The sequence below is a fragment of the Kitasatospora cineracea genome (assembly GCF_003751605.1).
GTDB classification, from domain to species: Bacteria; Actinomycetota; Actinomycetes; order Streptomycetales; family Streptomycetaceae; genus Kitasatospora; species Kitasatospora cineracea.
The window spans coordinates 408330-430231 of sequence record NZ_RJVJ01000003.1; the positions used below are offsets into that span (position 1 = coordinate 408330).

Consider the following 21902-nt stretch of genomic DNA (forward strand, 5'->3'; position numbering starts at 1 on the left):
CCCCGCCCCGCCCGTCCCGCGGCCGTCCGGCCGCACCGACCACCCACGCGCCAGTGGCGCCCGAGGACCCCGAAGGGAGCATCGGCATGCGGACGCTACTGCGCCGCCTCGGCTTCTACCTGCTGGCCGGCTTCGCCGCGGTGACCCTGAACTTCTTCCTGGCCAGGCTGCTGCCCGGCAGCGCCCTGCAGAACGCGCTCGCCAAGCTGCGCGGCGCCAACCTCGACCCGGACGCGATCCGGGCGCTGGAGGCGCAGTACGGCACCGGCTCCGACCACAGCCTGCTGAGCCAGTACCTGACCTACCTGTCCGGCCTGCTCCACGGGGACCTGGGCCTGTCCACCTCGCAGTCCGCGCCGGTGTCCTCGATCCTGGGCAGCACCCTGCCGTGGACGCTGGGCCTGGTCGGCACGGCGACCGCGCTGGCCTTCGTGGTCGGCACGCTGGCCGGGATCGTCGTCGGCTGGAAGCGCAACGGGCTGCTGGACGGCCTGCTGCCCGCCGTGACCTTCTTCCAGTCGGTGCCGTACTTCATCCTGGCCTTCCTGGTGATGATGACGCTCGGCTACTTCGGCGGCTTCTTCCCCTACCAGAACGGCTACGACATCGGCCGGCACGCCCACCTGACGCCGGGCTGGAACGGCCCGTTCGTCACCAGCGTGATCGAGCACGGCACGCTGCCCGCGCTGACCGTGGTGCTGGCCTCGCTGGCCGGCTGGATGATCGGCATGCGCAACATGATGATCACCACGATGGACGAGGACTACGTCCTGGTCGCCGCCGCGAAGGGGCTCCCGCAGTGGCGGGTGGCCGCGGTGGCGGCGCGCAACGCGATCCTGCCGACCATCTCCAACTTCGCCCTGTCGATCAGCCTGGTGGTGACCGGCTCACTGGTCACCGAGATCGTCTTCACCTACCCCGGCGTCGGCTGGCAGATCTACCAGGCCATCCTCACCGGCGACTACCCGCTGCTCCAGGGGATCCTGCTGGTCGTCGTCCTCACCGTGCTGGCCGTGAACCTGGTCGCGGACCTCGCCTACGTCGCCCTCGACCCCCGTGCCCGCAAGGAGGCCTGAGCGATGCGCGTGCTCCGCTCCCCGAAAGTGCTCGCCGGCTCGGTCCTGCTGCTGCTGCTCCTGCTGCTGGCCGTGGTCGGACCGCTGATCGCGCCGCACTCCGCCGACTGGCAGGCCGACCGCACCAGCGGCCTGCCGCTCGCCCCCTCGGGCCGGTTCTGGCTCGGCACCGACCAGCAGCAGCACGACCTGTTCTCGCGGCTGCTGACCGGCGGCCGCGACACCCTGCTGATCTCCTTCCTCGCCGGGCTGTTCGCCTGCGTGCTGTCCGTCGTGGTCGGCGTCACCGCCGGGTTCGTCGGCGGCCTGGTGGACGACCTGCTCTCCGCCCTGGCCAACATCTTCCTGGCGCTGCCCGGCCTGCTGATCCTGATGGTGATCATGAAGCCGCTACCGCCCTCGGAGACCAGCGACCCGCTGCTGATCGGCTCGGTGATCGCCCTCACCGCCTGGGCCTGGGGCGCCCGCGTGCTGCGGGCGCAGACCCTGGCGCTGCGCGCCGCCGACTACGTCGAGTCGGCCCGGGTGATCGGCGAACGCACCTGGCGGATCATCCTGTTCGAGGTGGTGCCGAACCTGCTGCCGATCCTGGCCTCGGCGTTCATCTTCACCGTCATCTACGGCATCGGCACCTACACCGCGCTGGCCTGGCTGGGCGTGATCAGCCCCGCCTCGGTGACCTGGGGCACCGTGCTCAACGAGGCCCAGGCATCCGGCGCCGCCGTCAACGGCTACTGGTGGTGGTACCTGCCGCCCGCACTGGCCGTCGCGCTGGTCGGCATCGCCCTGGCCCTGGTCAACTTCGGGATCGACGAGGTGATCAACCCCCGGCTCACCTCGGCCCGCACCGGCCGGGCCCGCGGGGTGGTCTTCCGCCTCGGCCTCACCCCCGTGCTGAAGTCCGCCGCGCCGCAAGCCGCTCCGCCGAACCCCGCCCCGCTGAAGGAGGCGCAGCCGTGACCGGCGAACCCGTCCTCGAAGTCCGCGACCTGTGCGTCGACTACGGCGTCGGCCGGGGCGGCGTGCGCGCCGTCACCGACGCCACCCTGACCCTGCACCGCGGCGAGGTCCTCGGCCTGGCCGGCGAGTCCGGCTCCGGGAAGTCCACCCTGGCGTACGCCGTCACCAGGCTGCTGCGCGCCCCCGGCGTGATCACCGGCGGCGAGGTGCGCTTCCACGGCCCGGACGGCGTCCTCGACCTGCTGGAGGCGGACGCCGCCACGCTGCGCAAGGTCCGCTGGGACCAGATCTCGGTGGTGTTCCAGAGCGCGATGCACGCGCTGAACCCGGTCGCCCGGATCGACGCCCAGCTCACCGACGCGCTCCGCGCCCACCGCTCCCAACTCGGCGCCGCCGAACGGCGGGAACGCGCCGTCGAACTGCTGCGCCTGGTCGGCATCGGCGAGGAGCGGCTGCGCAGCTACCCGCACGAACTGTCCGGCGGCATGCGCCAGCGCGTGATGATCGCCATGGCGCTGGCCCTGGAGCCCCGGGTCGTCATCATGGACGAACCGACCACCGCCCTGGACGTGGTGACGCAGCGGGAGATCCTCGACGAGCTGATGCAGCTCAAGGACCGCCTCGGCTTCGCGATCGTGTTCATCACCCACGACCTGTCGCTGCTGATCGAACTGGCCGACACCATCGCCATCATGTACGCCGGGCGGATCGTCGAACTCGCCGACGCCCAGCGGCTGTTCCACAGCCCGCGGCACCCGTACACGCTGGGGCTGCTGAACTCCTTCCCGGCGCTGCACGGCGAACGGGTGCGGATGGAGGGCATCCCCGGAGCCCCGCCCGCGCTCACCGCGCTGCCCGCCGGCTGCGCCTTCCATCCGCGCTGCCCGTTCGCGCTGGAGCGCTGCGCGCACGACGTCCCCCGGCTCACCGAACCCGGGCTCGCCGAACCCGCCGAACCCGCCGAACCCGACGGAGCGCCCGTGGCCCGCTCGGCCGCCTGCTGGCTGCACACCGGTGGCGAGCCCGTCCCGGCGCCGCTCGCCCGAGTCCTTGGGAGCACCCTGTGACCAGCACCGACACCGCCCGGGTGGTGCACGGCCCGAAGCGCCCGGGCACCCCCGCCCTGGAGGCCCGCGGCCTCACCAAGCACTTCCCGGTCCACGGGGGGCTGCGGCGCGGCCGGGTCGTGCGCGCCGTCGAGGACGTCTCACTGGCCCTGCCGGAGGGCACGGTCACCGCCGTGGTCGGTGAGTCCGGCTCCGGGAAGTCCACCCTGTCGCGGCTGCTGACCCGGCTCACCGCCCCGACCGCGGGCGAACTGCTGCTGGACGGCGAACCGGTCGGCGGCTCCGCGCGGGCCCGGCGCGCCTACGCCGGCCAGGTGCACCTGGTGCTGCAGGACCCGTTCTCCTCGCTGAACGCCGTGCACAGCATCCGCTACCACCTGCGGCGCCCGCTCAAGCTGCACCACGGCCTGCGCGGGAGCGAACTCGACGCCCGCGCCGCGCAGTTGCTCGAACGCGTCAGCCTCACCCCGGCCGAACGCTACCTCGACAAGTTCCCGCACGAGCTGTCCGGCGGCCAGCGCCAGCGGGTCGCCATCGCCCGCGGCCTCGCCGTGCGGCCCCGGGTGCTGCTCGCCGACGAGCCGGTCTCCATGCTCGACGTCTCGATCCGCCTCGGCGTGCTCAACCTGCTCGACGAACTGCGCGAGCGCGAACGGCTCGCCATCCTGTACGTCACCCACGACATCGCCTCGGCCCGCTACCTCGCCGACACCGTCGTGGTGATGTACGCCGGGCAGGTCGTCGAGTCCGGCCCGGCCGTCCAGGTCACCGACGCCCCCGCGCACCCCTACACCCGGCTGCTGCTGAGCGCCGCCCCCGACCCGCACCGCCGCGAACCGGTGGTGCTGCGCGGGCGCGGCGCGCCGCCCAGCCTGATCGACCCGCCGAGCGGCTGCCGCTTCCACCCGCGCTGCCCGCTCGCGATGCCGGTGTGCGCCGAGACCGCGCCGCCGGTGCGGCCCGCCGCGGGCGACCAGGTCGCCGCCTGCTGGCTGCTCGACCCCGAACGGGCACCCGGCACCACGCCCGCCTGAGCGACCGCACCCCCACCCGAGAAACCCACTCCAGGAGTTCCCAGCCATGCGCCGTTCCACCGCTCTCAGAGCCCTCGCCCTGGTCGCCGCCGTCGGCCTCGGCGCCACCGCCTGCACCGACTCCGGCGGTTCGAAGTCCACCGACGCCGGCGCCGACCGGACCCTGGTGGTCGAGTCGACCCCGATGCCGTCGTTCACCGAGAACTACAACCCCTTCGACGGCAACTCCTTCCTCTCCGCCCAGAACGCCCGCTCGCTGATCTTCGAGCCGCTCTTCCAGTTCAACACCCTCAAGGCCGACCAGCCGCCGATCCCCTGGCTCGCCAAGTCCTTCGCGTGGTCGAACGACAACCGGACGCTCACCCTGGCGCTCCAGTCGGGCATCAACTTCAGCGACGGCAAGCCCTTCACCTCCGCGGACGTCAAGTTCACCTTCGAGATGCTGAAGGCCAACCCGGCCACCAACACCGGCGGCGCGCCGCTGCCCAGCAGCATCACCACCCCGGACGCCACCACCGTGGTGCTGGACTTCGACGGCCCGCAGAAGGCCAACTTCATCGGCATCGGCAACCAGCTGATCGTGCCCGAGCACATCTGGTCCACCATCAGCAGCCCCGGCAACGCGGTCGTCAAGGCCGACCAGGCGATCGGCACCGGCCCGTACCTGGTGGACAGGTTCACCGCGCAGAACGTCACCTTCAAGGTCAACCCGGCCTTCCGGGAGAAGCCGAAGGTGCAGCACGTCTCCTTCCCCGCCTACGCGACCAACGACGCCGCCACCCTGGCGCTCAACAACGGCGAGATCGACCTCACCGGCAACAACATCACCAACGTCCAGAACACCTTCGTCGGCAAGGACCCGGAGCACCACCACCTGTTCCAGGCCACGGCGCCGTACTTCCCGGCGGCCAACACGGTCTCCCTGATGCTCAACAACAAGAGCACCACCTCCCCCGCGCTCGCCGACCCCGCCGTCCGCAAGGCGATCAGCGCCGGCCTCAACCGCCGCGCCTACGCGAGCCAGTGCGAGACCGACTACGCCCGCCCCGCCACCTCCTCCGGCGGCCTGCTGCTGCCGGCCGACCAGGCGATGGTCAACCCGGCGCTGGCGAACGACCTCAAGCCGGACGCCGACGCGGCCCAGGTCGACTCGCTGCTCGGCGCCGCGGGCTGGACCAAGGACGGCAGCGGCAAGTGGACCCGCGACGGCAAGACCATCAAGTTCACCGTCATCGACCCGAACTCGTTCTCCGACTACTGGTGCACCGCGCAGGCGATGGCCAAGGACCTGAACGCGCTCGGCTTCGACGTCAGCACCAACGGCGCCTTCGACTTCAACAGCTGGAACACCGCCATCACCACCGGCAACTACGAGGCCGCCATCCACTGGGGCCAGGGCGGCACCCCGTTCCAGCGCCTGCAGTACGTCCTCGACCCGGGCATGGGCGCCGAGGCCGGCCAGGTCGCGGCCGGTGACTTCAGCAAGTACGACTCCCCGAAGGTCCGCGACGCCGTCAAGGCGTTCCAGAACGCGGGCGACGCCGCGGCCGAGAAGACCGCGCTGAACACCCTCCAGCAGATCATGTCGGACGACGTCCCCGCCGTCCCGGTGTTCTACGGCGCGGCCTGGTACGAGTACAACGACACCGACTTCACCGGCTGGCCGAACGAGAGCGACCCGTACGTCAACCCGGCGCCCAACTCCCAGGCGTACGAGTACATCATCCTGCACCTCAGCCCGCGCGACTGATCCCGCCACCGCACGCGAAGGGGCCCCGGCCGTCCAACGGCCGGGGCCCCTTCACGTGCGGTGGGCGCCCGTCAGGAGGCGCCCACCGCGGCTCGGGCCGGGTCAGTGCTGGAGCGTCAGCACGCCCGGGCGCCAGGGGAGTTGGTCGTAGGGGCCGGTAGCGGTCGGGGACTTGCCCTGGTAGAGGAGCTGGAGGTTGCAGGGGTCGATGGTCATGGTCTGGTCGGGGTTGTTGCGGACCAGGTCGCCGTGGCTGATGTCGTTGGTCCAGCCGGCGCCGCTGTTGGCCTTGCCCGCGAACGGGTTGGCCTCGGTGGCGGCCTGCGGGGTCCAGGAACCGTTCAGGCTGGTGGCGGTGAAGGAGCGGAAGTAGCGCTGCTCGCTGGCGCCGCGGGCCTCGACGATCATCAGGTACTGGTTCTGGCCCTTGACCTTGTAGACCTGCGGGGCCTCGAACAGGTTCTTGACCGTGTCGCTCATCACCGTGGTGTAGGAGGAGCCGAAGTTGCCCGGGAAGTTGCCGATCGGCATGCTCGCCCGGTAGATGCTCCCGTTGTCACCGGCGAAGAACAGGTACATGTTCTGGTCGTCGGCGATCAGGGTCTGGTCGATCGGGGCGGCGTTCGGGATGCTGCCGGTGAACAGCGGCTGCGGCGCGGACCAGCCGTTGGGGTTGGTCGGGTCGCTGGAGGTGCGGTAGATGAACGGCCACGCGCCCCACTGGTAGGCCAGCACCCAGATGTTCTTCGGCGCGAAGTAGAACAGCGTCGGCGCCACCGCGGCCTGGCCCATCCCGGTCTGGGCGGCCGAGGCCATGTCGGACCAGTTGGTGAACGGCGCGAACGCCATCGAGCCGTACGAGGAGCCGTTCACGTTCGAGCCGTAGACCAGGTGCTTGCCGTTGTAGACGACGTCGGTGAAGTCCTTCAGCGCGGCCCAGCCGTTGGCGGGCTGCGCCAGGGCGCCGGTGGAGCTCCACCGGTAGGTCGACGGGAGCGGGCAGGTGGTGCCGCCGGTGGACGGGGGCGTGGTCGGGCTGCTGGTGCCCAGGCCGGTCCACTGCTGGTTGCTGCGGCCGTTGCAGGTCCACAGCTCCACGGCGGTGCCGTTGGCGGTGGCGCCGCCGGTGACGTCCAGGCACAGGCCGGACTCGACGCCGACGACCGTGCCGTCGGCGTTCAACCGCCACTGCTGGTTCGCGCCGCCGCTGCAGGCCCAGATCTGCACCCGGGTGCCGGCGGCGGTCGCGTGGTTGGGGACGTCCAGGCACTTGTTGCCGTAGACGGTCAGCTCGTTGGCGGAGGTCAGCGTCCACTGCTGGTTGGTGCCGTTCCAGCAGTCGTAGATCTGCAGCAGCGCGCCGTCGGTCTGGCTGCCGCCCGACACGTCGAGGCAGCGGCCGGAGGAAGTGCTCTTCAGGGCGCCGGTGGTGGCCGCCCGGGCGGCGGGGCCGGCGACGAGCATCGCCGCCAGCGCCGCCACGGTCGCGACCATCGCGGTGAGCAGCACGGACAGCTGCCTGCGGCTCGGATTTCGGCTGTGCACGGAAATCTCCTCGGGGTGGGGGAGGGGTGGGGGCGCGGCCCGGATGTGAGCGCTCACAGTCCTGTGCGCTCGGACTCGCGGTCGGGCCGCCGGAAGGAGCCGCGCCCGGTCCGTGGACCGGAGGCGGGCGCGGCTCGGCTCGGTGGGCCGGCTCAGCGGGCCGGCACGGTGGTGCGGTTCAGCGGTTCAGCGGTTCAGCGGATCGACCGGGCGGCCGGGCTCACTGGAAGGCCCAGTGCTGGTTGGCGCCGCCGTTGGAGTCCCAGATCTGGACGGGCGCGCCGTTGCCGGTCTGGCCGCCGGGGATCTCCAGCGCCCTGCCGCTGGCGACGTTGACCAGGGTGTAGGAGCCGTCGCCGTTCTGGGTGGCCCGCCAGTGCTGGTTGGCGCCGCCGTTGGCGTCCCAGACCTGCATCCGCGTCCCGTTGGCGGTCTGGCTGCCGGGCTCGTCCAGCACCCGGCCGCTGGCGGTGTTGGTCAGGGTGTAGCTGCCGTCGCCGTTCTGGGTGGCCCGCCAGTGCTGGTTGGCGGCGGTGCCGTTGGCGTCCCAGACCTGGAGCTGGGTGCCGTTGCCGTTCTGCCCGGAGGGCTCGTCCAGGACGCGCCCGGCCGCCACGTCGGTGAGCGCGTACACGTTGCCGGAGACGATGCCCCCGGTCGGGGTGCCACCGCCGCCGTTGCTGCCGTTCAGGGCGTTGAGCACCGAGGTGTAGGCGGCCTTCTTGTTGCCGTTGTTGTCGAACAGCAGCGCGTTCTCGCCGGTGCGCCAGGAGTCGCTGTCGCGGATGCCCCAGACCGTGACGCCGGTGCAGCGGGCGGTGTCGAGGCAGGCCTGGACGGCGTTGGCGTACGCGCCGGAGGAGGCCTGGGCGATGTCGAGCTCGGTGAGCTGGACGTCGACGCCGAGCGCGGCGAAGTTCGACAGCGTGGTGCGGAAGCTCGCGGGCGCGCCGCCGCTGCCGAAGTGGCTCTGGAAGCCGACGCAGTCGATCGGCACGCCGCGGGCCTTGAAGTCCTTCACCATGTTGTAGACGCCCTGCGTCTTGGCGGAGGACCAGTCCTCGATGCTGTAGTCGTTGTAGCAGAGCTTGGCCGCGGGGTCGACGCCGCGCGCGGTGCGGAACGCCTCCTCGATGAAGCCGTTGCCCAGCACGTTCTGGAACACCGAACTGCGGTGCTGGCCGGTGCCGTTGTCGGCGAAGGCCTCGTTGACCACGTCCCAGGCGTAGATCTTGCCCTTGTAGTGGGACATCTCCTGGGTGATGTGGTTGTTCATCACGCTGCGCAGCGTGTTGGCGTCGCCGATCGAGCTGACCCAGCCGGGCAGCTGGTTGTGCCAGACCAGGGTGTGGCCGCGCATCCGCTGGCCGTGCGCGTTGGCGTGGTTGACGATCGAGTCGCCGGGGCCGAAGTTGAACGAGCCCCGGGACGGTTCGACCGTGTCCCACTTCATCTCGTTCTCCGGGGTGATCATGTTGAATTCCCGGTCGAGGATGGTGCTGTACGTCGAGTCGCCGAGGCGGCCCGAGGCGACCGCGGTGCCGAAGTAGCGGTTGCTGCCGGCCGCCGCGGCGCCGAGCGTGGTCGCCCCGGCCGCCTGGGCGGTGGGGCCGGCGGTGAGGACCGCGACCAGGCCGACCGCCGTGCAGGCGGCCGGGGTCAGGAAGGTGCGGAGACGGGTCTTTCCGTTGGGCCGTGGCATGACGGATCGTTCTCCTTGGGTGGGGGAGGAGAGTGCGCGCCGGGGAGACCTGGTGCCTCGCGCCGACGGTCGTGCGGGCGCGTGCCCCGCCGGGTCGTTCCTGACCGGCAGGGCGCGCGGGGCGGGAGAAGCGATCGAGGGGGGAGGTGGGCGCCGGGTCCTCGATCATGCTGTTAGCGCTAACAATCATTGTTGCGAGAAAGAACGCTTCTCCATGGTTGCCCCGGTGAAATGTGTACCAGGCGCCCCGGGTTGTCAATACTCCGCGCAGCGGCCGATCCGAGCCGACGGTCCGGCCCCCACGGCGGGCCCGGCCCCTCGCGACCTGCAACTTTCACGACGGGCGGCGGGCGCCGCCGCCCAGTGGAACCCCAGGTGGAAGGGGCGCGGCGCCTCGGTCAACTCCTGCCGCCGACAAGGCAGTCGGCGACAGCGGGGGCGTGAGGCGGGTACCATCGGTCGCTCATCCGTGGTGGCGCCGGACCCTCTTCACGCCGTTGGCACTCCCGACGGAGAGGCACCATGCCCCGAATCCACTCGTTCGCGTCCAGGCTGGTCGGCGTCCTCGCCGTGCTCGCCCTCGCCCTCGGCCTCAACCTGCAGACGGCGCCCCGCGCCTCCGCGGCCTCACTGACCCGGATCACCAACTTCGGCACCAACCCGACCGGCCTGCTCATGGACCTGTACGTGCCGGCCTCGGTCAAGCCCGATCCGCCGATCCTGCTCGCCCTGCACGGCTGCCAGGGCAGCGGCCCCTACCTGTACTCCAGCACCGACTTCGGCCAACTCGCCGACCAGTACGGCTTCCTGGTCGTCTACCCGTCGACCAACCCGGGCGGCAGCTGCTGGGACGCCTCCTCCGACCAGGCGCTGACCCGGGGCGGCGGCAGCGACCCGGTCGGCCTGATGTCGATGATCACCTACACCGAGCAGCGCTACGGCGGCAACGCCAACGCCGTGTACGTCACCGGGGAGTCCTCCGGCGGCATGATGACCAACGTGATGCTCGCCGACTACCCGGACGTCTTCAAGGCCGGCGCGGCGTTCATGGGCGTGCCCCAGCACTGCTTCTACACCGGCTCGGTGCGCGGCTGGAACTCGGCCTGCGCCCAGGGCCAGGTCTCGATGACCCCGCAGCAGTGGGGCAACCTGGCGCGGGGCGCCTACCCCGGCTACAGCGGCCCGCGCCCGCGGGTGCAGCTGTGGCACGGCACCGCCGACACCATCCTCAACTACAACAACCTCGGCGAAGAGATCAAGCAGTGGACCGACGTCCTCGGCGTGAGCCAGACGCCCTCGGCCACCGACACCCCCGCCTCCGGCTGGACCAGGACCCGCTACAACAACGGCTCCGGCACCACCCAGGTCGAGGCGTACGGCATCTCCGGCGCCGGACACCAACTGCCGGTCCAGGGCGCCGGGATGGCCGCCAACGCGATCCACTTCATGGGCCTGGACACCGCCCCCTCCGGCGGCGGCACCGGCCCGCTGCGCGCGGTCGGCGCGGGCAAGTGCCTGGCCGACCCGGGCACCGCGGCGGGCACCCAGCAGCAGATCGCCGCCTGCAACGGCGCCGCGAACCAGACCTGGACCCGCACCGCGTCGAACCAGCTGACCGTGACCGTCGGCGGCACCACGCTGTGCCTGGACGCCGAGGCCAAGGGCACCGCCAACGGCACCAGGGCGATCGTCTGGTCCTGCAACGGCCAGCCCAACCAGCAGTGGCAGGTCAACTCCAACGGCACGGTCACCGGCGTGCAGTCGGGGCTCTGCCTGGACGTGGCCGGGCTGGGCACCGCCGACGGCACGCCCGTCCAGCTGTGGAGCTGCAGCGGCGGCAGCAACCAGCAGTGGAAGCTGGGCTGACGGCGTGACGGCCCGGCCGCCGACCCGCGCGGGTCGGCGGCCGGGCCGGTGCTCAGGCGCAGTCGGCGCCGTTCACGGTGAACCGGGCCGGGGTCGCGTTGGTGCCGGAGTACGTGGCCTGGAAGCCGAAGCTCGCGCTCGCGCCGGGGGCCAGGGCGCCGTTCCACCCAGCGTCCCGGGCGGTCACGGTGCTGCCGCTCTGGGAGACCGTCGCGTTCCACGCGTTGCTGATCCGCTGGTCACCGCCGAAGCTCCAGCCGAGCGTCCAGCCGGAGACGGCCGAGGCGCCGGTGTTCTTCACCGTCACCGTCGCGGTGAACCCGTTGCCCCAGGAGCTGTCCACCTTGTACGCCACCGCGCAGGACGCCGCGGGCGGCGCGGTGTCGTCGTCGGCCTCGGTGGCCGTGAAGGTCGCCGACTGGACGCCCGGGCCGCCGACCGTGAAGAGCGCGCTGCCCGCCGCCGTGTCCGCGTCCTGCGCCGCGGACAGCGAAACCTGCTGCGCGGTGGCCCAGTTGGCGGGGGTGAAGAGCAGCGAAGCGGTGGTCGCGGACAGGTCGGTGTCGCCCGAGGTGCGGGTGGCCGTCACCGTCACGTCCTGGGCGGGCGCGGCCGAGAGCTTGACCGCGACCGTCGCGGAGCCGCCCTCGGGGACGGTCACCGCCGCCGGGGCCACCTGCACGGCGGGCGTCGCCGGGGCCGCGTGCCGTTCGGAGGCGAACGCCGCCAGCCAGGCCAGCGAGGCGTTCCAGTTGATCGCCACCTCGTTGGTCGAGTACGAGCCGATGTCGTCCACGTAGCAGGCGGCCGGGGCGCAGCCCGCGAGCTGGGCCTCGGCGACCGGGTCCTGGAGGCCGGAGTTGGGGCCGCCCGCGAAGGAGCCGGCCGGCGGGTGCGGGAGCGAGGCGTCGTTCTGGTGCGCCCAGAAGCGGTGGTGATCGTTCTCCGAGGCGCGCTCGCCGTAGCCGCTCACGTAGGAGCGGTCCAGGGCGTTGCGGCCCAGCAGGTAGTCCATCGTCTCCAGCGCGCCGGTGCGGTAGCGGGCGGCGCCGGTCAGGTCGTAGGCGACGCCCAGCACCATCGCGTTGTTGGCGACCGAGCTGTTGGAGCCCCACACGTAGCCGTCGGGGGCGAGCGGCACCGCGTAGCCCTGGCCGCCCATGGTGGACAGGTAGCCGTCGGCGGCACCGGTCAGCAGGCCGCGCAGCCGGGCCACGTCGTCGGCGGGCAGGGCGACACCGGGCACGGTGGCCAGGGTGATCCGGCCGAGCGTCGCGGTCCCGCCCCACCAGAAGGCGTCCACCGGCTTGGTGTGCAGCGGGGAGGAGGTGACGGCGTCCCGGTACTGGGACTCGCCGGTGGTGGCGAGGAGTTCGGCGGCCGCCCAGTAGAACTCGTCGGAGACGTCGGCGTCCTCGTAGGCGCCGCCGCCGGTGCTGTCGGTGGCCGGGGCGAGCACGTTCGGGTTGGCCTTGGCGGCCGTCCAGGCGCGGCGGGCCGCGTCCAGGCAGCGGGCGGCGAAGGCGGCGTCGTACGGCGCGTAGACCCGGGCGCACTGGGCGGCGGTGGCGGCCAGGTTGAGCGTGGCGGCGGTCGACGGCTTGTGCAGCTCGCGCTGCTGGTCGTCGAGTTCGGGGCGGGTCGGCAGGGCGGTCCACTGCGCGTCGTGGATCTTGTGGAAGGCCATTCCGGCCATCGGCTTGCCGTCCGGGACCTGCATCCGCAGCAGGAAGTCCAGCTCCCAGCGGGCCTCGTCCAGCACGTCCGGCACGCCGTTGCCGCGCTCGGGCACCCGCAGCGTGGAGTCGCCGAGCGCCGCGTCCCCGCCCGAACGGCGGGCCCGCTCGAAGGAGTTGACCAGCTCCCAGGTGGCGATGCCGCCGTTGACCACGTACTTGCCCTGGTCGCCGGCGTCGTACCAGCCGCCGCGCACGTCCAGCCGGTAGTCGCACACCCCGGCCTGGCACGGCACGCTGGTGTCGCCCTTGTTCGGCGCCACCCCCAGGTGCCCGGCGGGGCGGGCGTACGCGCTGCCGCTGGCCAGGTTCGCGTCGATCGCGATGCCGCTGCGCTGCTGGTAGAAGAAGTTCAGGCTGTCGGCGCGCAGGCCGTCGTACAGCGCGGCCGAGATGTCGAACGGGTGGCTGGCCAGGCCGCCGACGACCAGCGTGAAGCCGCTGCCGGTGCCGGTGTACGCGCCGAAGTCCACCAGGTGGGTGGACTGGCCGGACGCCTGGTCGGCGCCGTGCACGGTGGTGGTGCCGGACGCGACCTGCGCGCCGGCGGAGTCGCGCAGCTGCCAGGCGAGCGGGGCGGTCGCCGAGCTGACCACGGTGGCCCGCTTGGGGCCGTCCGGGAGGTAGCCGAGCTGGTTGACCCGGACGGGGAAGTCGGCGGGCGCACCGACGGCGGCCGAGCCGGGGGTGGCGGTGGCGGCGCCGGCGGTGGCCGAGCCGGGGGTGGCGGTGGCGGCGCCGGCGGTGGCCGGGGAGAGCGCGGTGACGCCGCCGGCGGCCAGCGCCAGGCCGGTCAGTACGGCGGCCGCGCGCCGGGACAGCCCGCGGCCGGAGGGGATCGGAGGCACGGGTGGGGGCCTTCCTGTGTGGGGGAGGGGTGCAGGGGGGATGCACGGGAGTGGGAGCGCTCCCACTCGTCCCAATGAAGCCAGCAGAGTGGCGGGTGCGTCAAGGGGTGGTAAACAGTCGCGAGTTGACGGGCGCTCAGGGAAGGGCCGGAGCTGCCGCGAGGCCCGGCGCCGGGGTGTTCGACGCCGGGCCTCGGGCCGGTCGGCACGCAGGTTCGGGGAACGGCTCGGCCGGACAGAACCTAGTCCTCCAGGCTCATCTCGTAGTCAGAGCCCCCGTTCTGGCGTTCCTCCTCGGACGCGTCGTGCGCGTCCTGGTAGGCCAGGTCCGCGGCGGTGAGGGCGCGCTGCCGCGGGGCGAAGAACTCCTGCTGCGCCAGGTCGTCGCCGCCGCAGGCCAGCCAGGCGGGCAGCAGGGTGGCGGGGACGCGGGTGACGTTGGCGTTCCCGAGGCCGGGGAGGATGGTCAGCTGGTACGCCTCGCTGGTCGTGCTGGGCGAACGGTACGTGTAGGTGAAGTACTTGAGGTCCTCGGTGGCCACGCCGTTCTGCACCAGTTCGGAGTAGGCCCGGACCAGGCCCGGGTTCGCGAAGTTGCAGAGGACGACGGTCGTGCCGTTGGCCACCAGGTCCGCCGCGGCCTTCAGGATGGCCTGCTGGAGCGCGGCGCCGTCGTCCCCGACCCCGTAGGTGTGCGCGGCCTGGGTGTGGAAGGTCTCCGGCGAGGGGTGGCCGAGCGGGGGCACCAGGGTGGTGAACGCCGGGAACGGGCAGTCCAGCACGACGACGTCGGTCGGCTCGGCCTCCGCGCAGGTCAGCCGGAAGTCCTGCCACTCGACCGAGAAGTCGACGGCCAGCACCTGGGCGACCACCGCACCGAGCCGGGTCCGCTCCCGCTCGCGCAGCTCGTCGAGCTGATCCTCGGAGAGGCCCTTGGGCGTGCCGACCAGGCCGCCGGTGTCGGTGAGCTTGGTGCCGCGCACGCAGCGGTTGACCAGCCAGATGTACTTGAAGACGGTCTTCAGCACGTGCGCGGGGTTCGCGTCGGGGTCGGTGAGCAGTTCCCTGCCCTCGCGGAGGTCGGCGATCAGCTGGGGGTAGATCTGGGCCTGGGCGAGGTGGTCCCAGCTCGCCGCCTGCTTGACGTAGCCCGTGACGAAGGAGTGGCCGTGCTGCTGCATGAGCCGGTACGCGACGACCACGTAGTGGTTGAGGTCGCCCGCCAGGACGGACCGGAACAGCGGGATGCCGTCGTTGATCGCCGGGCCCCAGCAGGAGGAGTTGAGGAAGATCTGCCCCGACCCGACGAACGGCTCGATCAGCCGGGGCAGCCGGCCCCGGTTGTCGGCGAACTTGGCGCGGGCGACGTGCGCGAGCACCAACTGGGTGAAGTGCGAGCGGTTGTGCTTGTTGCCGGTGTACGGAGACAGCCAGCCGAACCGGTCCGCCTGCGGCACCAGGAGGTTGGTGAACCGGCCGACGTAGCAGGTGCGCCGGCGGACGAACTCGAGGAAGGGCTGCCCCGCGACGCCGGAGAAGTAGTTGAAGTCGCCCGGCGTGTCCATCTGCCCGGTGGGGACCGGCCGGTAGCCGGTGGCGGGGAGGTTGTGCGGCTCGGCGTGGAAGGTGTCCGTCAGGAGGTAGCCGCGGTCCGGGCGCCCCCGGAGCAGGCGGCCCGACCCGCAGGCGCGGCACGGCAGGCCGTGCTGGTCCTGGGCACCGGTGTGGTGGTGGATGTACCCGCAACGGTCGCAGTGGTAGTACAAGGTGCCCCCTCGGATCGTGCTGCCGGACAGGAGCATGGCGGCCCGCACTACACAGCCGATAAACGGTCGGGCGGGCCCGGCCGGCAGAGGTGACGGAGGTGCTGCGGGGGGAGCGGCGGGGGCGGGGCTAAGGTCGGGGGCATGAGCGCTCGCTACCTCCTCCCGTACGCCCCCGAAGCGATCGGCGGCCTGCCCGCCGGTCTTGACGCCCTGGTGTGGGACGGGGACGGGCCGGTGCCGTCGGACGAGGCGCTGCGGGAGGTGGAGTTCTTCTGCCTGCCCTACCTGCGGCACGCCGTCGCGCTGCCGGTGATCGCGCGGCTGCCGTCGCTGAAGGCGGTCCAGACGCTCACGGCCGGGATGGACGACGTCCTGCCGCACGTGCCGGCCGGGGTGGTGGCGTGCAACGCGCGCGGGCTGCACGACGCCAGCACCGCCGAGCTGGCCGTGACGCTGATCCTCGCCTCGCTGCGGGGCGTCCCGCACTTCACCAGGCTCCAGGACCAGGGGCGTTGGAGCACGGAGTTCCACCAGTCCCTCGCCGACCGGACGGTGCTCATCCTCGGGTACGGCTCGATCGGCCGGGCGCTGGCCGCGCGCCTGGAGCCCTTCGAGTGCGAGGTGGTCCGGGTCGCGCGCCGGGCCCGCCCGGAGGAGCGGGTGCACGGGGTGGCGGAGCTGGCCGGACTGCTGCCGTCCGCGGACGTGGTGGTGCTGCTGACGCCGCTCACCCCGGAGAGCCGCCACCTGGTCGACGCCGGGTTCCTGGCCCGGATGAAGGACGGCGCGCTGCTGGTCAACGTCGCGCGGGGGCCGGTCGTCGACACCGGGGCGCTCCTGGAGGAGCTCTCCGCGCGGCGCCTGCGGGCGGCGCTCGACGTCACCGACCCGGAGCCGCTGCCCGCCGACCACCCGCTCTGGCACGCCCCCGGGGTACTGATCACCCCGCACGTCGGCGGCCCCAGCAGCGCCTTCCTGCCGCGGGCCGAGCGGGTCCTGCGGGAGCAGATCCGGAGGTTCGAGAACGGCGAGCCGCTCGCGTCCGGGCACTGACCCGGGCACCGGCACTGACCCGGGCACCGGCACCGACCCGGGCACCGGCACCGGCCCGGCCCGGCCACCGGCACCGGCCCGGCCACCGGCACCGGCCGGAGCCGGCCCCCGGGAGCGGGGACCGGCTGCGGCTGTCAGCGATTGGCGGTCAGCGGTCAGCGCAGGGCGAACTTCTGCGCCGCGCTCCCGTTGCAGTCCCACAGTTGCAGGCGGGTGCCGTTGGCGGTGTTGCCGCTGGGGTCGTCCAGGCAGCGGCCGGACTGGGGGTTGAGCAGTGAGCCGTCGGCCTGCTGGGTCCACTTCTGGGCGCCGCCGCCGTTGCAGTCCCACAGTTGCAGGGGCGTGCCGTTGGCGGTGCCGTTGCCGGTGGCGTCCAGGCAGCGGCCCAGGGTGTGCAGCGAGGTGTCCGCGGCGTGCGTCCAGTGCTGGTCGACCGCGTAGGACTGGCAGTTCCACAGCTGGGCGGCGGCGCCGTTCGCCCCGGTGTCGTCGGCGGCGACGTCCACGCACTGCCCGCCCGGGGCGGCGACGGGGCCGCCGCCGTTGACGGTGAACTTCTGCGCCGCGCTCCCGTTGCAGTCCCACAGTTGCAGGCGGGTGCCGTTGGCGGTGTTGCCGCTGGGGTCGTCCAGGCAGCGGCCGGACTGGGGGTTGAGCAGTGAGCCGTCGGCCTGCTGGGTCCACTTCTGGGCGCCGCCGCCGTTGCAGTCCCACAGTTGCAGGGGCGTGCCGTTGGCGGTGCCGTTGCCGGTGGCGTCCAGGCAGCGGCCCAGGGTGGTGAGGGAGCCGTCGACGTTGTGCGTCCAGTGCTGGTCCTCGGCGTAGGACTGGCAGTTCCACAGCTGGGCGGCGGCGCCGTTCGCCCCGGTGTCGTCGGCGGCGACGTCCACGCACTGCCCGCCCGGGCCGGTGACCGTGCCCTGCGGGCCGTTGGGCAGGTCGGTGCGGCCGCCGTAGCCGACGGAGGTGACGTTGGACTGGACGGCGTTCTCGGTGGCGTCGCCCGGGTAGCCGGCGACCATGGCGCCCTCGAAGAAGGTGCCGCGGTTCCAGTTCGAGTTGTCGCCGCCGATGCCCAGGATGATGCCGCCCTCCTGCTTCATCGGCCGGTAGCCGGAGCGGCTGGGCAGCGCGCCGTTCCACCAGGTGGTGAGCGCGCCGGACTGGGCGTTGCCGCCCTTGAGGGCGTAGGTGGTCTGGCCGTTGTTCTTCAGCACGGCGGTGACGTAGGGGCTGTTGTTGCCGAGGTTGGCGGTGTTGGAGCCGTTGTCGCCCTGGAACATGCCGTTCTCCAGGTCGGCCTCGATCCACGGGCCGCTGCCGCTGCACGGCGGGAAGTAGCAGGTGGTGGCGATGGAGACGGCGTCCATGTGGCCGTTGCCGGTGTCGGCGGGCGTCGACTCGGCGTTGCCGTAGTCGAAGCAGCAGTCCGCGCCCACGTGGGTGCCGCTGGCGACCATGTAGACGCCCTCGGGCTGCCCGTTGACGGCCACGCCCGAGGCGACGCCGGTGTAGCGGTAGCCGACGCCGGGGGAGATCCACACGCCGTAGACCTTGTGGCCGCCCGCGGTGACGGCGATCTCCGAGGCGTCGGCGCCGCGGTCGTCGCCCATGCCGGCGGTCCCGGCCGGGCCCGGGGTGAGGTCGTTGTGCCGGGAGGTCTGGTCGTAGATCCGGGTGATCCGGCAGGTGCTGCCGTTGCAGAACCGGTCCTGGGCCTGGGCGTCGGCGTAGCCGCCCGCCGCGAGCAGGCCGACGTCGGCGGACGCGCCGTCGGAGGCCCGGGTCACCCGGTACAGCGGGCCGTTGTAAGCGGCGAACAGGGCCCGGGTGGTGCTGTGCGCGGCGACGCAGGGCGTGCCGCCGGACGCGTACAGGTCGCACGGCAGCGAACCGGCCGCGTGGCCGGTGCCGGGCAGGCCGATCAGCGCGGCGACCAGCAGCGCCAGGGCGGCCACGGCCGACCTGGCGGTGCGCCACAACTGCCCGGCGGGCAGCGGGAATCGACGGGACAAGGTGCGCTCCTTCGGGGTGGGGGTGCAGGGGCGGTACCGGGACGCGGAACGGGACCCGGGGCGGCGACCGGCCGCGGGCGGGGAAAGGCTGGCGGATCATCGGCGACCTTGTATTCTCACGTTGAAACAGCGGCGTCCTGGTGGTGCCGGCCCCGCTCCCTCGCGCCCGGCCGGCGGGAGGAGGGGGTGCGGTCTTGTCCGTGCCGAACAACGGGACCGGCGCCGCGGCGCCGCGCCTGAAAGACGTGGCCGAACTGGCCGGAGTCTCCGTCAAGACCGTCTCGAACGTGGTGAACGGCACCACCCCCGTCGCGGAACCGACCCGGCAGCGGGTCCAGCAGGCCATCGACCGGCTCGGCTACCAGCCCAACCTGACGGCCCGCCGGCTGCGCACCGGACGCAGCGGCGTCATCGCGCTGGCCTTCCCCGAACTGCCGTCCCCCTACTTCGCCGAACTCGCCGTCGAAGTGATCGCGGCCGCCCGCCGGGTCGGCATCACCGTGCTGATGGACGACACCGGCGGCGACCCGGCCGCCGAACTCCGGATCGCCTCCGGCCTCGGCGGACCGATGATCGACGGCGTCATCCTCAGCCCGCTCGGCCTGGACCGGGCCGCCCTGCTGGCCCGCTCCCGGGAGATCCCGCTGGTCCTGCTCGGCGAGGCCGACCTCGGCCCGGTCGCCGACCGGGTGCACATCGACAACGTGGCCGGCGCCCGCGAGGTGACCCGCCACCTGATCGACGAGGGCTACCGGCGGATCGCCGCGATCGGCTGGCAGCAGCCCGCGCCCCGGGCCACCGCCGAACAGCGCCTGGCCGGCTACCGGGAGGCGCTGACCGGCGCCGGCCTGACGGTCGACCAGGACCTGCTGCCGCCCGTCCGCGCGTACTTCCGGCCCGACGGCGCCTCGGCGATGCGCCGGCTGCTGCGCCTGCCGCAGCGGCCCGACGCGGTGTTCTGCTTCAACGACCTGCTCGCGCTGGGCGCGCTGCGGGCCGCCCACGAGGCCGGGCTGCGGGTGCCGCAGGACCTGGCGATCGTCGGCTTCGACGACGTCGAGGAGGCGGCGTACGCGATCCCCTCGCTGACCACCGTCGCCCCCGACAAGCGGCTGATCGCCGAACTCGCCGTCCGCTGCCTGGAGGAGCGGATCGAACAGCGCTACACCGGCCCGGGCCGGCGGATCACGCCGGGCTTCCGGGTGGTGGTCCGGGAGAGCAGCACCGTCGCCCGCTGAGCGGGAGCCCCCGCGGCCCCGGCCCGCCCCGCCGCTCACGCCGGGCTCCCCGGCGGGGCGGGCAGGTGGGGGAAGCGGAACTCGGTGGTGCTGCGGCGGACGGCGCCGGGGCGCAGCACGGTGTCCGGGTAGTCGGGGCGGTTGGGGGAGTCGGGGAAGTGCTGGGTCTCCAGGCAGATCCCGGCGTGGCGCGGGTGCGGGCGGCCGTCCAGGCCGTTGCCGGCGTACACCTGCAGGCCGGGCTCGGTGGTCCAGACCTCCATCCGGCGGCCGCCGGCCGGGTCGTCCAGGCGGGCGGCCCGGCGCAGCACGCCGGGGGCGGGCGGCGGGGTGAGCACCCAGCAGTGGTCGTAGCCGCCGGCGGCCCGCAGCTGGGGGTGCGGGAGGGCCAGCCGTTCGCCGATCGGGTGCGGTTCGCGCAGGTCGAAGGGGGTGCCGGCGGTGGGCGCGGGCGGGCCGGGCAGCGGGACGGCGGTCGGGTCGACGGGCAGGTAGGCGTCGGCGTCCACGGCGAGGCGGTGGGCGAGCACGCTGCCGCCGCCCGGCCCGGACAGCCGGAAGTAGGCGTGCTGGGTGAGGTTGACGGGGGTGGGGCGGTCGGCGCGGGCGGTCCAGTCCAGGCGCAGGGTGCCGTGCCGGTCGAGGGTGTAGACGGCGGTGACGCGCAGGCGGCCGGGGAAGCCCATGTCGCCGTGCGGGCTGTCCAGGTCGAGGCGGAGCGCGGCGGCGTCCGGGCCCGGCCGGGCGGTGGCCCGCCAGCGGCGGCGGTGGAAGCCGTCCGGGCCGCCGTGCAGGGCGTGGCCGCGGTCGGCGGCGGGCACCCGGTGGACCCGGCCGTCGAGCCGGAAGCCGCCGTGCGCGATCCGGTTGGCGTAGCGGCCGATCAGCGCGCCCAGGTAGGCGGTGTCGGCGGCGTACCCGGCCGGGTCGGGGCGGCCGAGCACCACCGAGGCGGGTCGGCCGTCCGGGTCGGGGACCTCCAGCCGGTGCAGGATGCCGCCCAGGTCGAGCACCTCGGCGCGGACGCCGGTCCCGGCGTCGAGGGTCCAGCGGTCGACGGGGGTGCCGTCGGGCAGGACGCCGAACGGGCTGCGGTGGACGGACGGGGCGCGGGTGGCGGACGGGAGCGGCAACGGGGGGTCCTCGGGGTCGGCGGGGATCTGCGGGATCCCGGCGGGGTTCCGGCGGGCGGGTGACGGGGCGTCAGCGGTGCGCGGCGCGGCCGACGGTGGACTCGCGCACCACCAGGGCGTGGCCGGGCAGGATGCGGCGGGGCCGGGCCGGGGGCCGGTCGGGGGCGGCTTCGATCCGGGCGACCAGGCAGTCCACGGCGAGCCGGGCGATCGCGGCCTTGTCGGGGGCGACGCTGGTCAGGGTGACGGCGCCGTAGGCCCCCTCCTCGATGTCGTCGAAGCCCACCACGGCGACCTCCTCGGGGACCCGGACGCCCCGTTCGGCCAGCACCCGCAGCGCCCCGAGGGCGACCAGGTCGTTGTAGGCGAAGACGGCGTCGGGCGGCTCCGGCAGGTCGAGCAGGCGGGTCATCGCCACCGCGCCGTCCAGCCGGTCGTAGCCGTCGGTGGCCGCCACCAGCTCCTCCCGGGGGGTGCCGCCGGCGGCCAGGATCTCCTCCCGCCAGCCGCGCAGCCGCAGGTGGGCGGGCTGCCGGCGGCTGTCCCGGCGGGCGCCGACGAAGGCGATCCGGCGCCGCCCCAGGCCGATCAGGTGGCGGACGGCGAGCCGGGCGGCGGCCACGTTGTCGATGGCGATGTGGTCGAACGGGGCGTCGTACTCGCGCTCGCCGAGCAGCACCAGCGGCGGCCGGGCCGGGCGGCGCAGCAGGTCCTCGGCCTCCAGCCGGATCGGGCTGAGGATCAGCCCCTCGATCAGGTGGCTGCGGAAGCCCTGCGAGACCAGGGCCTCCTCGGCGCGCAGCCCGGCGGTGTGGTCGAGCAGGACGGTGCGGCCGTGGTGCGCGGCCGCGTCGATCACCGCCGTGGCGAGGTCCGCGAAGTACGGGTTGCCGAGCTCCGGCACGGCCAGCGCGATGATCCCGCTGCGGCCGGTGCGCAGCCGGCGGGCCGTCGCGTTGGGCCGGTAGCCGAGCTCGTCGACCGCCCGCCGGACCCGCTCCCGGGTGGCCGGGCTGACGTGCGGGTAGTCGTTGACCACGTTGGAGACGGTCTTGACGGACACCCCGGCCCGCACCGCGACGTCCTTGAGGCTCACGCCCACGTCCCCGCCCC

14 protein-coding genes and 1 pseudogene are annotated in these 21902 nt (G+C 73.3%); 8 read left to right on the forward strand and 7 right to left on the reverse strand.

Annotated elements, in window-relative coordinates:
* Positions 1 to 86: 86 nt before the first annotated feature.
* The 5 genes from EDD39_RS35980 to EDD39_RS36000 are packed head-to-tail and all read left to right on the forward strand — an operon-like array spanning position 87 to position 5887.
* On the forward strand, positions 87 to 1076 hold the full coding sequence (locus EDD39_RS35980; RefSeq protein WP_030460241.1) for an ABC transporter permease: 990 nt from the start codon (positions 87 to 89) through the stop codon (positions 1074 to 1076).
* Positions 1077 to 1079: 3 nt separating this feature from the next.
* Positions 1080 to 2036: an ABC transporter permease gene (locus EDD39_RS35985; protein ID WP_123563779.1), complete on the forward strand. Its 957-nt coding sequence runs from the start codon at positions 1080 to 1082 to the stop codon at positions 2034 to 2036.
* A complete protein-coding gene (locus tag EDD39_RS35990; protein WP_123563780.1) occupies positions 2033 to 3103 on the forward strand; it encodes an ABC transporter ATP-binding protein in 1071 nt (356 codons plus the stop codon). Before EDD39_RS35985 ends, EDD39_RS35990 begins: the two co-directional genes overlap by 4 nt.
* Positions 3100 to 4137 (forward strand): ABC transporter ATP-binding protein, encoded by a 1038-nt coding sequence (locus EDD39_RS35995; protein ID WP_244257483.1) that lies wholly within the window; start codon positions 3100 to 3102, stop codon positions 4135 to 4137. The genes EDD39_RS35990 and EDD39_RS35995 overlap by 4 nt, the downstream gene beginning before the upstream one ends.
* A gap of 46 nt (positions 4138 to 4183) precedes the next feature.
* Entirely contained in the window at positions 4184 to 5887 is a 1704-nt protein-coding gene (locus EDD39_RS36000) for an ABC transporter substrate-binding protein (protein WP_123563781.1), read from the forward strand.
* Positions 5888 to 5989: 102 nt separating this feature from the next.
* Here EDD39_RS36000 and EDD39_RS36005 read toward each other — a convergent pair whose 3' ends face one another.
* Both EDD39_RS36005 and EDD39_RS36010 read right to left on the reverse strand, forming a co-directional pair.
* On the reverse strand, positions 5990 to 7381 hold the full coding sequence (locus EDD39_RS36005; protein ID WP_123564081.1) for a non-reducing end alpha-L-arabinofuranosidase family hydrolase: 1392 nt from the start codon (positions 7379 to 7381) through the stop codon (positions 5990 to 5992).
* Positions 7382 to 7655: 274 nt separating this feature from the next.
* Positions 7656 to 9134, reverse strand: a pseudogene (locus tag EDD39_RS36010) (glycoside hydrolase family 10 protein); the annotation flags it as partial.
* A 522-nt stretch (positions 9135 to 9656) separates the two neighbouring features.
* Here EDD39_RS36010 and EDD39_RS36015 point away from each other — a divergent pair.
* On the forward strand, positions 9657 to 11000 hold the full coding sequence (locus tag EDD39_RS36015; protein ID WP_123563783.1) for an extracellular catalytic domain type 1 short-chain-length polyhydroxyalkanoate depolymerase: 1344 nt from the start codon (positions 9657 to 9659) through the stop codon (positions 10998 to 11000).
* Positions 11001 to 11052: 52 nt separating this feature from the next.
* Here EDD39_RS36015 and EDD39_RS36020 read toward each other — a convergent pair whose 3' ends face one another.
* Complete coding sequence (locus EDD39_RS36020; RefSeq protein ID WP_123563784.1) at positions 11053 to 13584, reverse strand: glycoside hydrolase family 9 protein; 2532 nt, start codon at positions 13582 to 13584, stop codon at positions 11053 to 11055.
* A gap of 242 nt (positions 13585 to 13826) precedes the next feature.
* Complete coding sequence (locus tag EDD39_RS36025) at positions 13827 to 15350, reverse strand: hypothetical protein (RefSeq protein WP_148089592.1); 1524 nt, start codon at positions 15348 to 15350, stop codon at positions 13827 to 13829.
* Between the two features lie 141 nt (positions 15351 to 15491).
* On the opposite strand from EDD39_RS36025, the gene EDD39_RS36030 reads away from it, so the two are divergent.
* Complete coding sequence (locus tag EDD39_RS36030) at positions 15492 to 16403, forward strand: 2-hydroxyacid dehydrogenase (RefSeq protein WP_123563786.1); 912 nt, start codon at positions 15492 to 15494, stop codon at positions 16401 to 16403.
* Between the two features lie 155 nt (positions 16404 to 16558).
* Here EDD39_RS36030 and EDD39_RS36035 read toward each other — a convergent pair whose 3' ends face one another.
* Positions 16559 to 18418: an arabinofuranosidase catalytic domain-containing protein gene (locus EDD39_RS36035; protein WP_123563787.1), complete on the reverse strand. Its 1860-nt coding sequence runs from the start codon at positions 18416 to 18418 to the stop codon at positions 16559 to 16561.
* 194 nt (positions 18419 to 18612) lie between these two features.
* Between EDD39_RS36035 and EDD39_RS36040 the strand changes: the two genes are divergently transcribed.
* Positions 18613 to 19656, forward strand: a complete 1044-nt coding sequence (locus tag EDD39_RS36040) for a LacI family DNA-binding transcriptional regulator (RefSeq protein WP_232794958.1) — start codon at positions 18613 to 18615, stop codon at positions 19654 to 19656.
* Positions 19657 to 19691: 35 nt separating this feature from the next.
* Here EDD39_RS36040 and EDD39_RS36045 read toward each other — a convergent pair whose 3' ends face one another.
* Together EDD39_RS36045 and EDD39_RS36050 are read right to left on the reverse strand one after the other, a co-directional pair.
* Entirely contained in the window at positions 19692 to 20789 is a 1098-nt protein-coding gene (locus EDD39_RS36045; protein ID WP_123563788.1) for an aldose epimerase family protein, read from the reverse strand.
* A gap of 70 nt (positions 20790 to 20859) precedes the next feature.
* Positions 20860 to 21891, reverse strand: coding sequence for a LacI family DNA-binding transcriptional regulator (locus EDD39_RS36050; protein ID WP_123563789.1), 1032 nt, complete (start codon positions 21889 to 21891; stop codon positions 20860 to 20862).
* Positions 21892 to 21902: the final 11 nt, after the last annotated feature.

Coding starts and splice junctions, on each gene's coding strand:
- EDD39_RS35980 (WP_030460241.1), top strand. CDS start 87: ATGCGGACGCTACTGCGCCGCCTCGGCTTCTACCTGCTGGCCGGCTTC.
- EDD39_RS35985 (WP_123563779.1), top strand. CDS start 1,080: ATGCGCGTGCTCCGCTCCCCGAAAGTGCTCGCCGGCTCGGTCCTGCTG.
- EDD39_RS36000 (WP_123563781.1), top strand. CDS start 4,184: ATGCGCCGTTCCACCGCTCTCAGAGCCCTCGCCCTGGTCGCCGCCGTC.
- EDD39_RS36005 (WP_123564081.1), bottom strand. CDS start 7,381: ATGGTCGCGACCGTGGCGGCGCTGGCGGCGATGCTCGTCGCCGGCCCC.
- EDD39_RS36015 (WP_123563783.1), top strand. CDS start 9,657: ATGCCCCGAATCCACTCGTTCGCGTCCAGGCTGGTCGGCGTCCTCGCC.
- EDD39_RS36030 (WP_123563786.1), top strand. CDS start 15,492: ATGAGCGCTCGCTACCTCCTCCCGTACGCCCCCGAAGCGATCGGCGGC.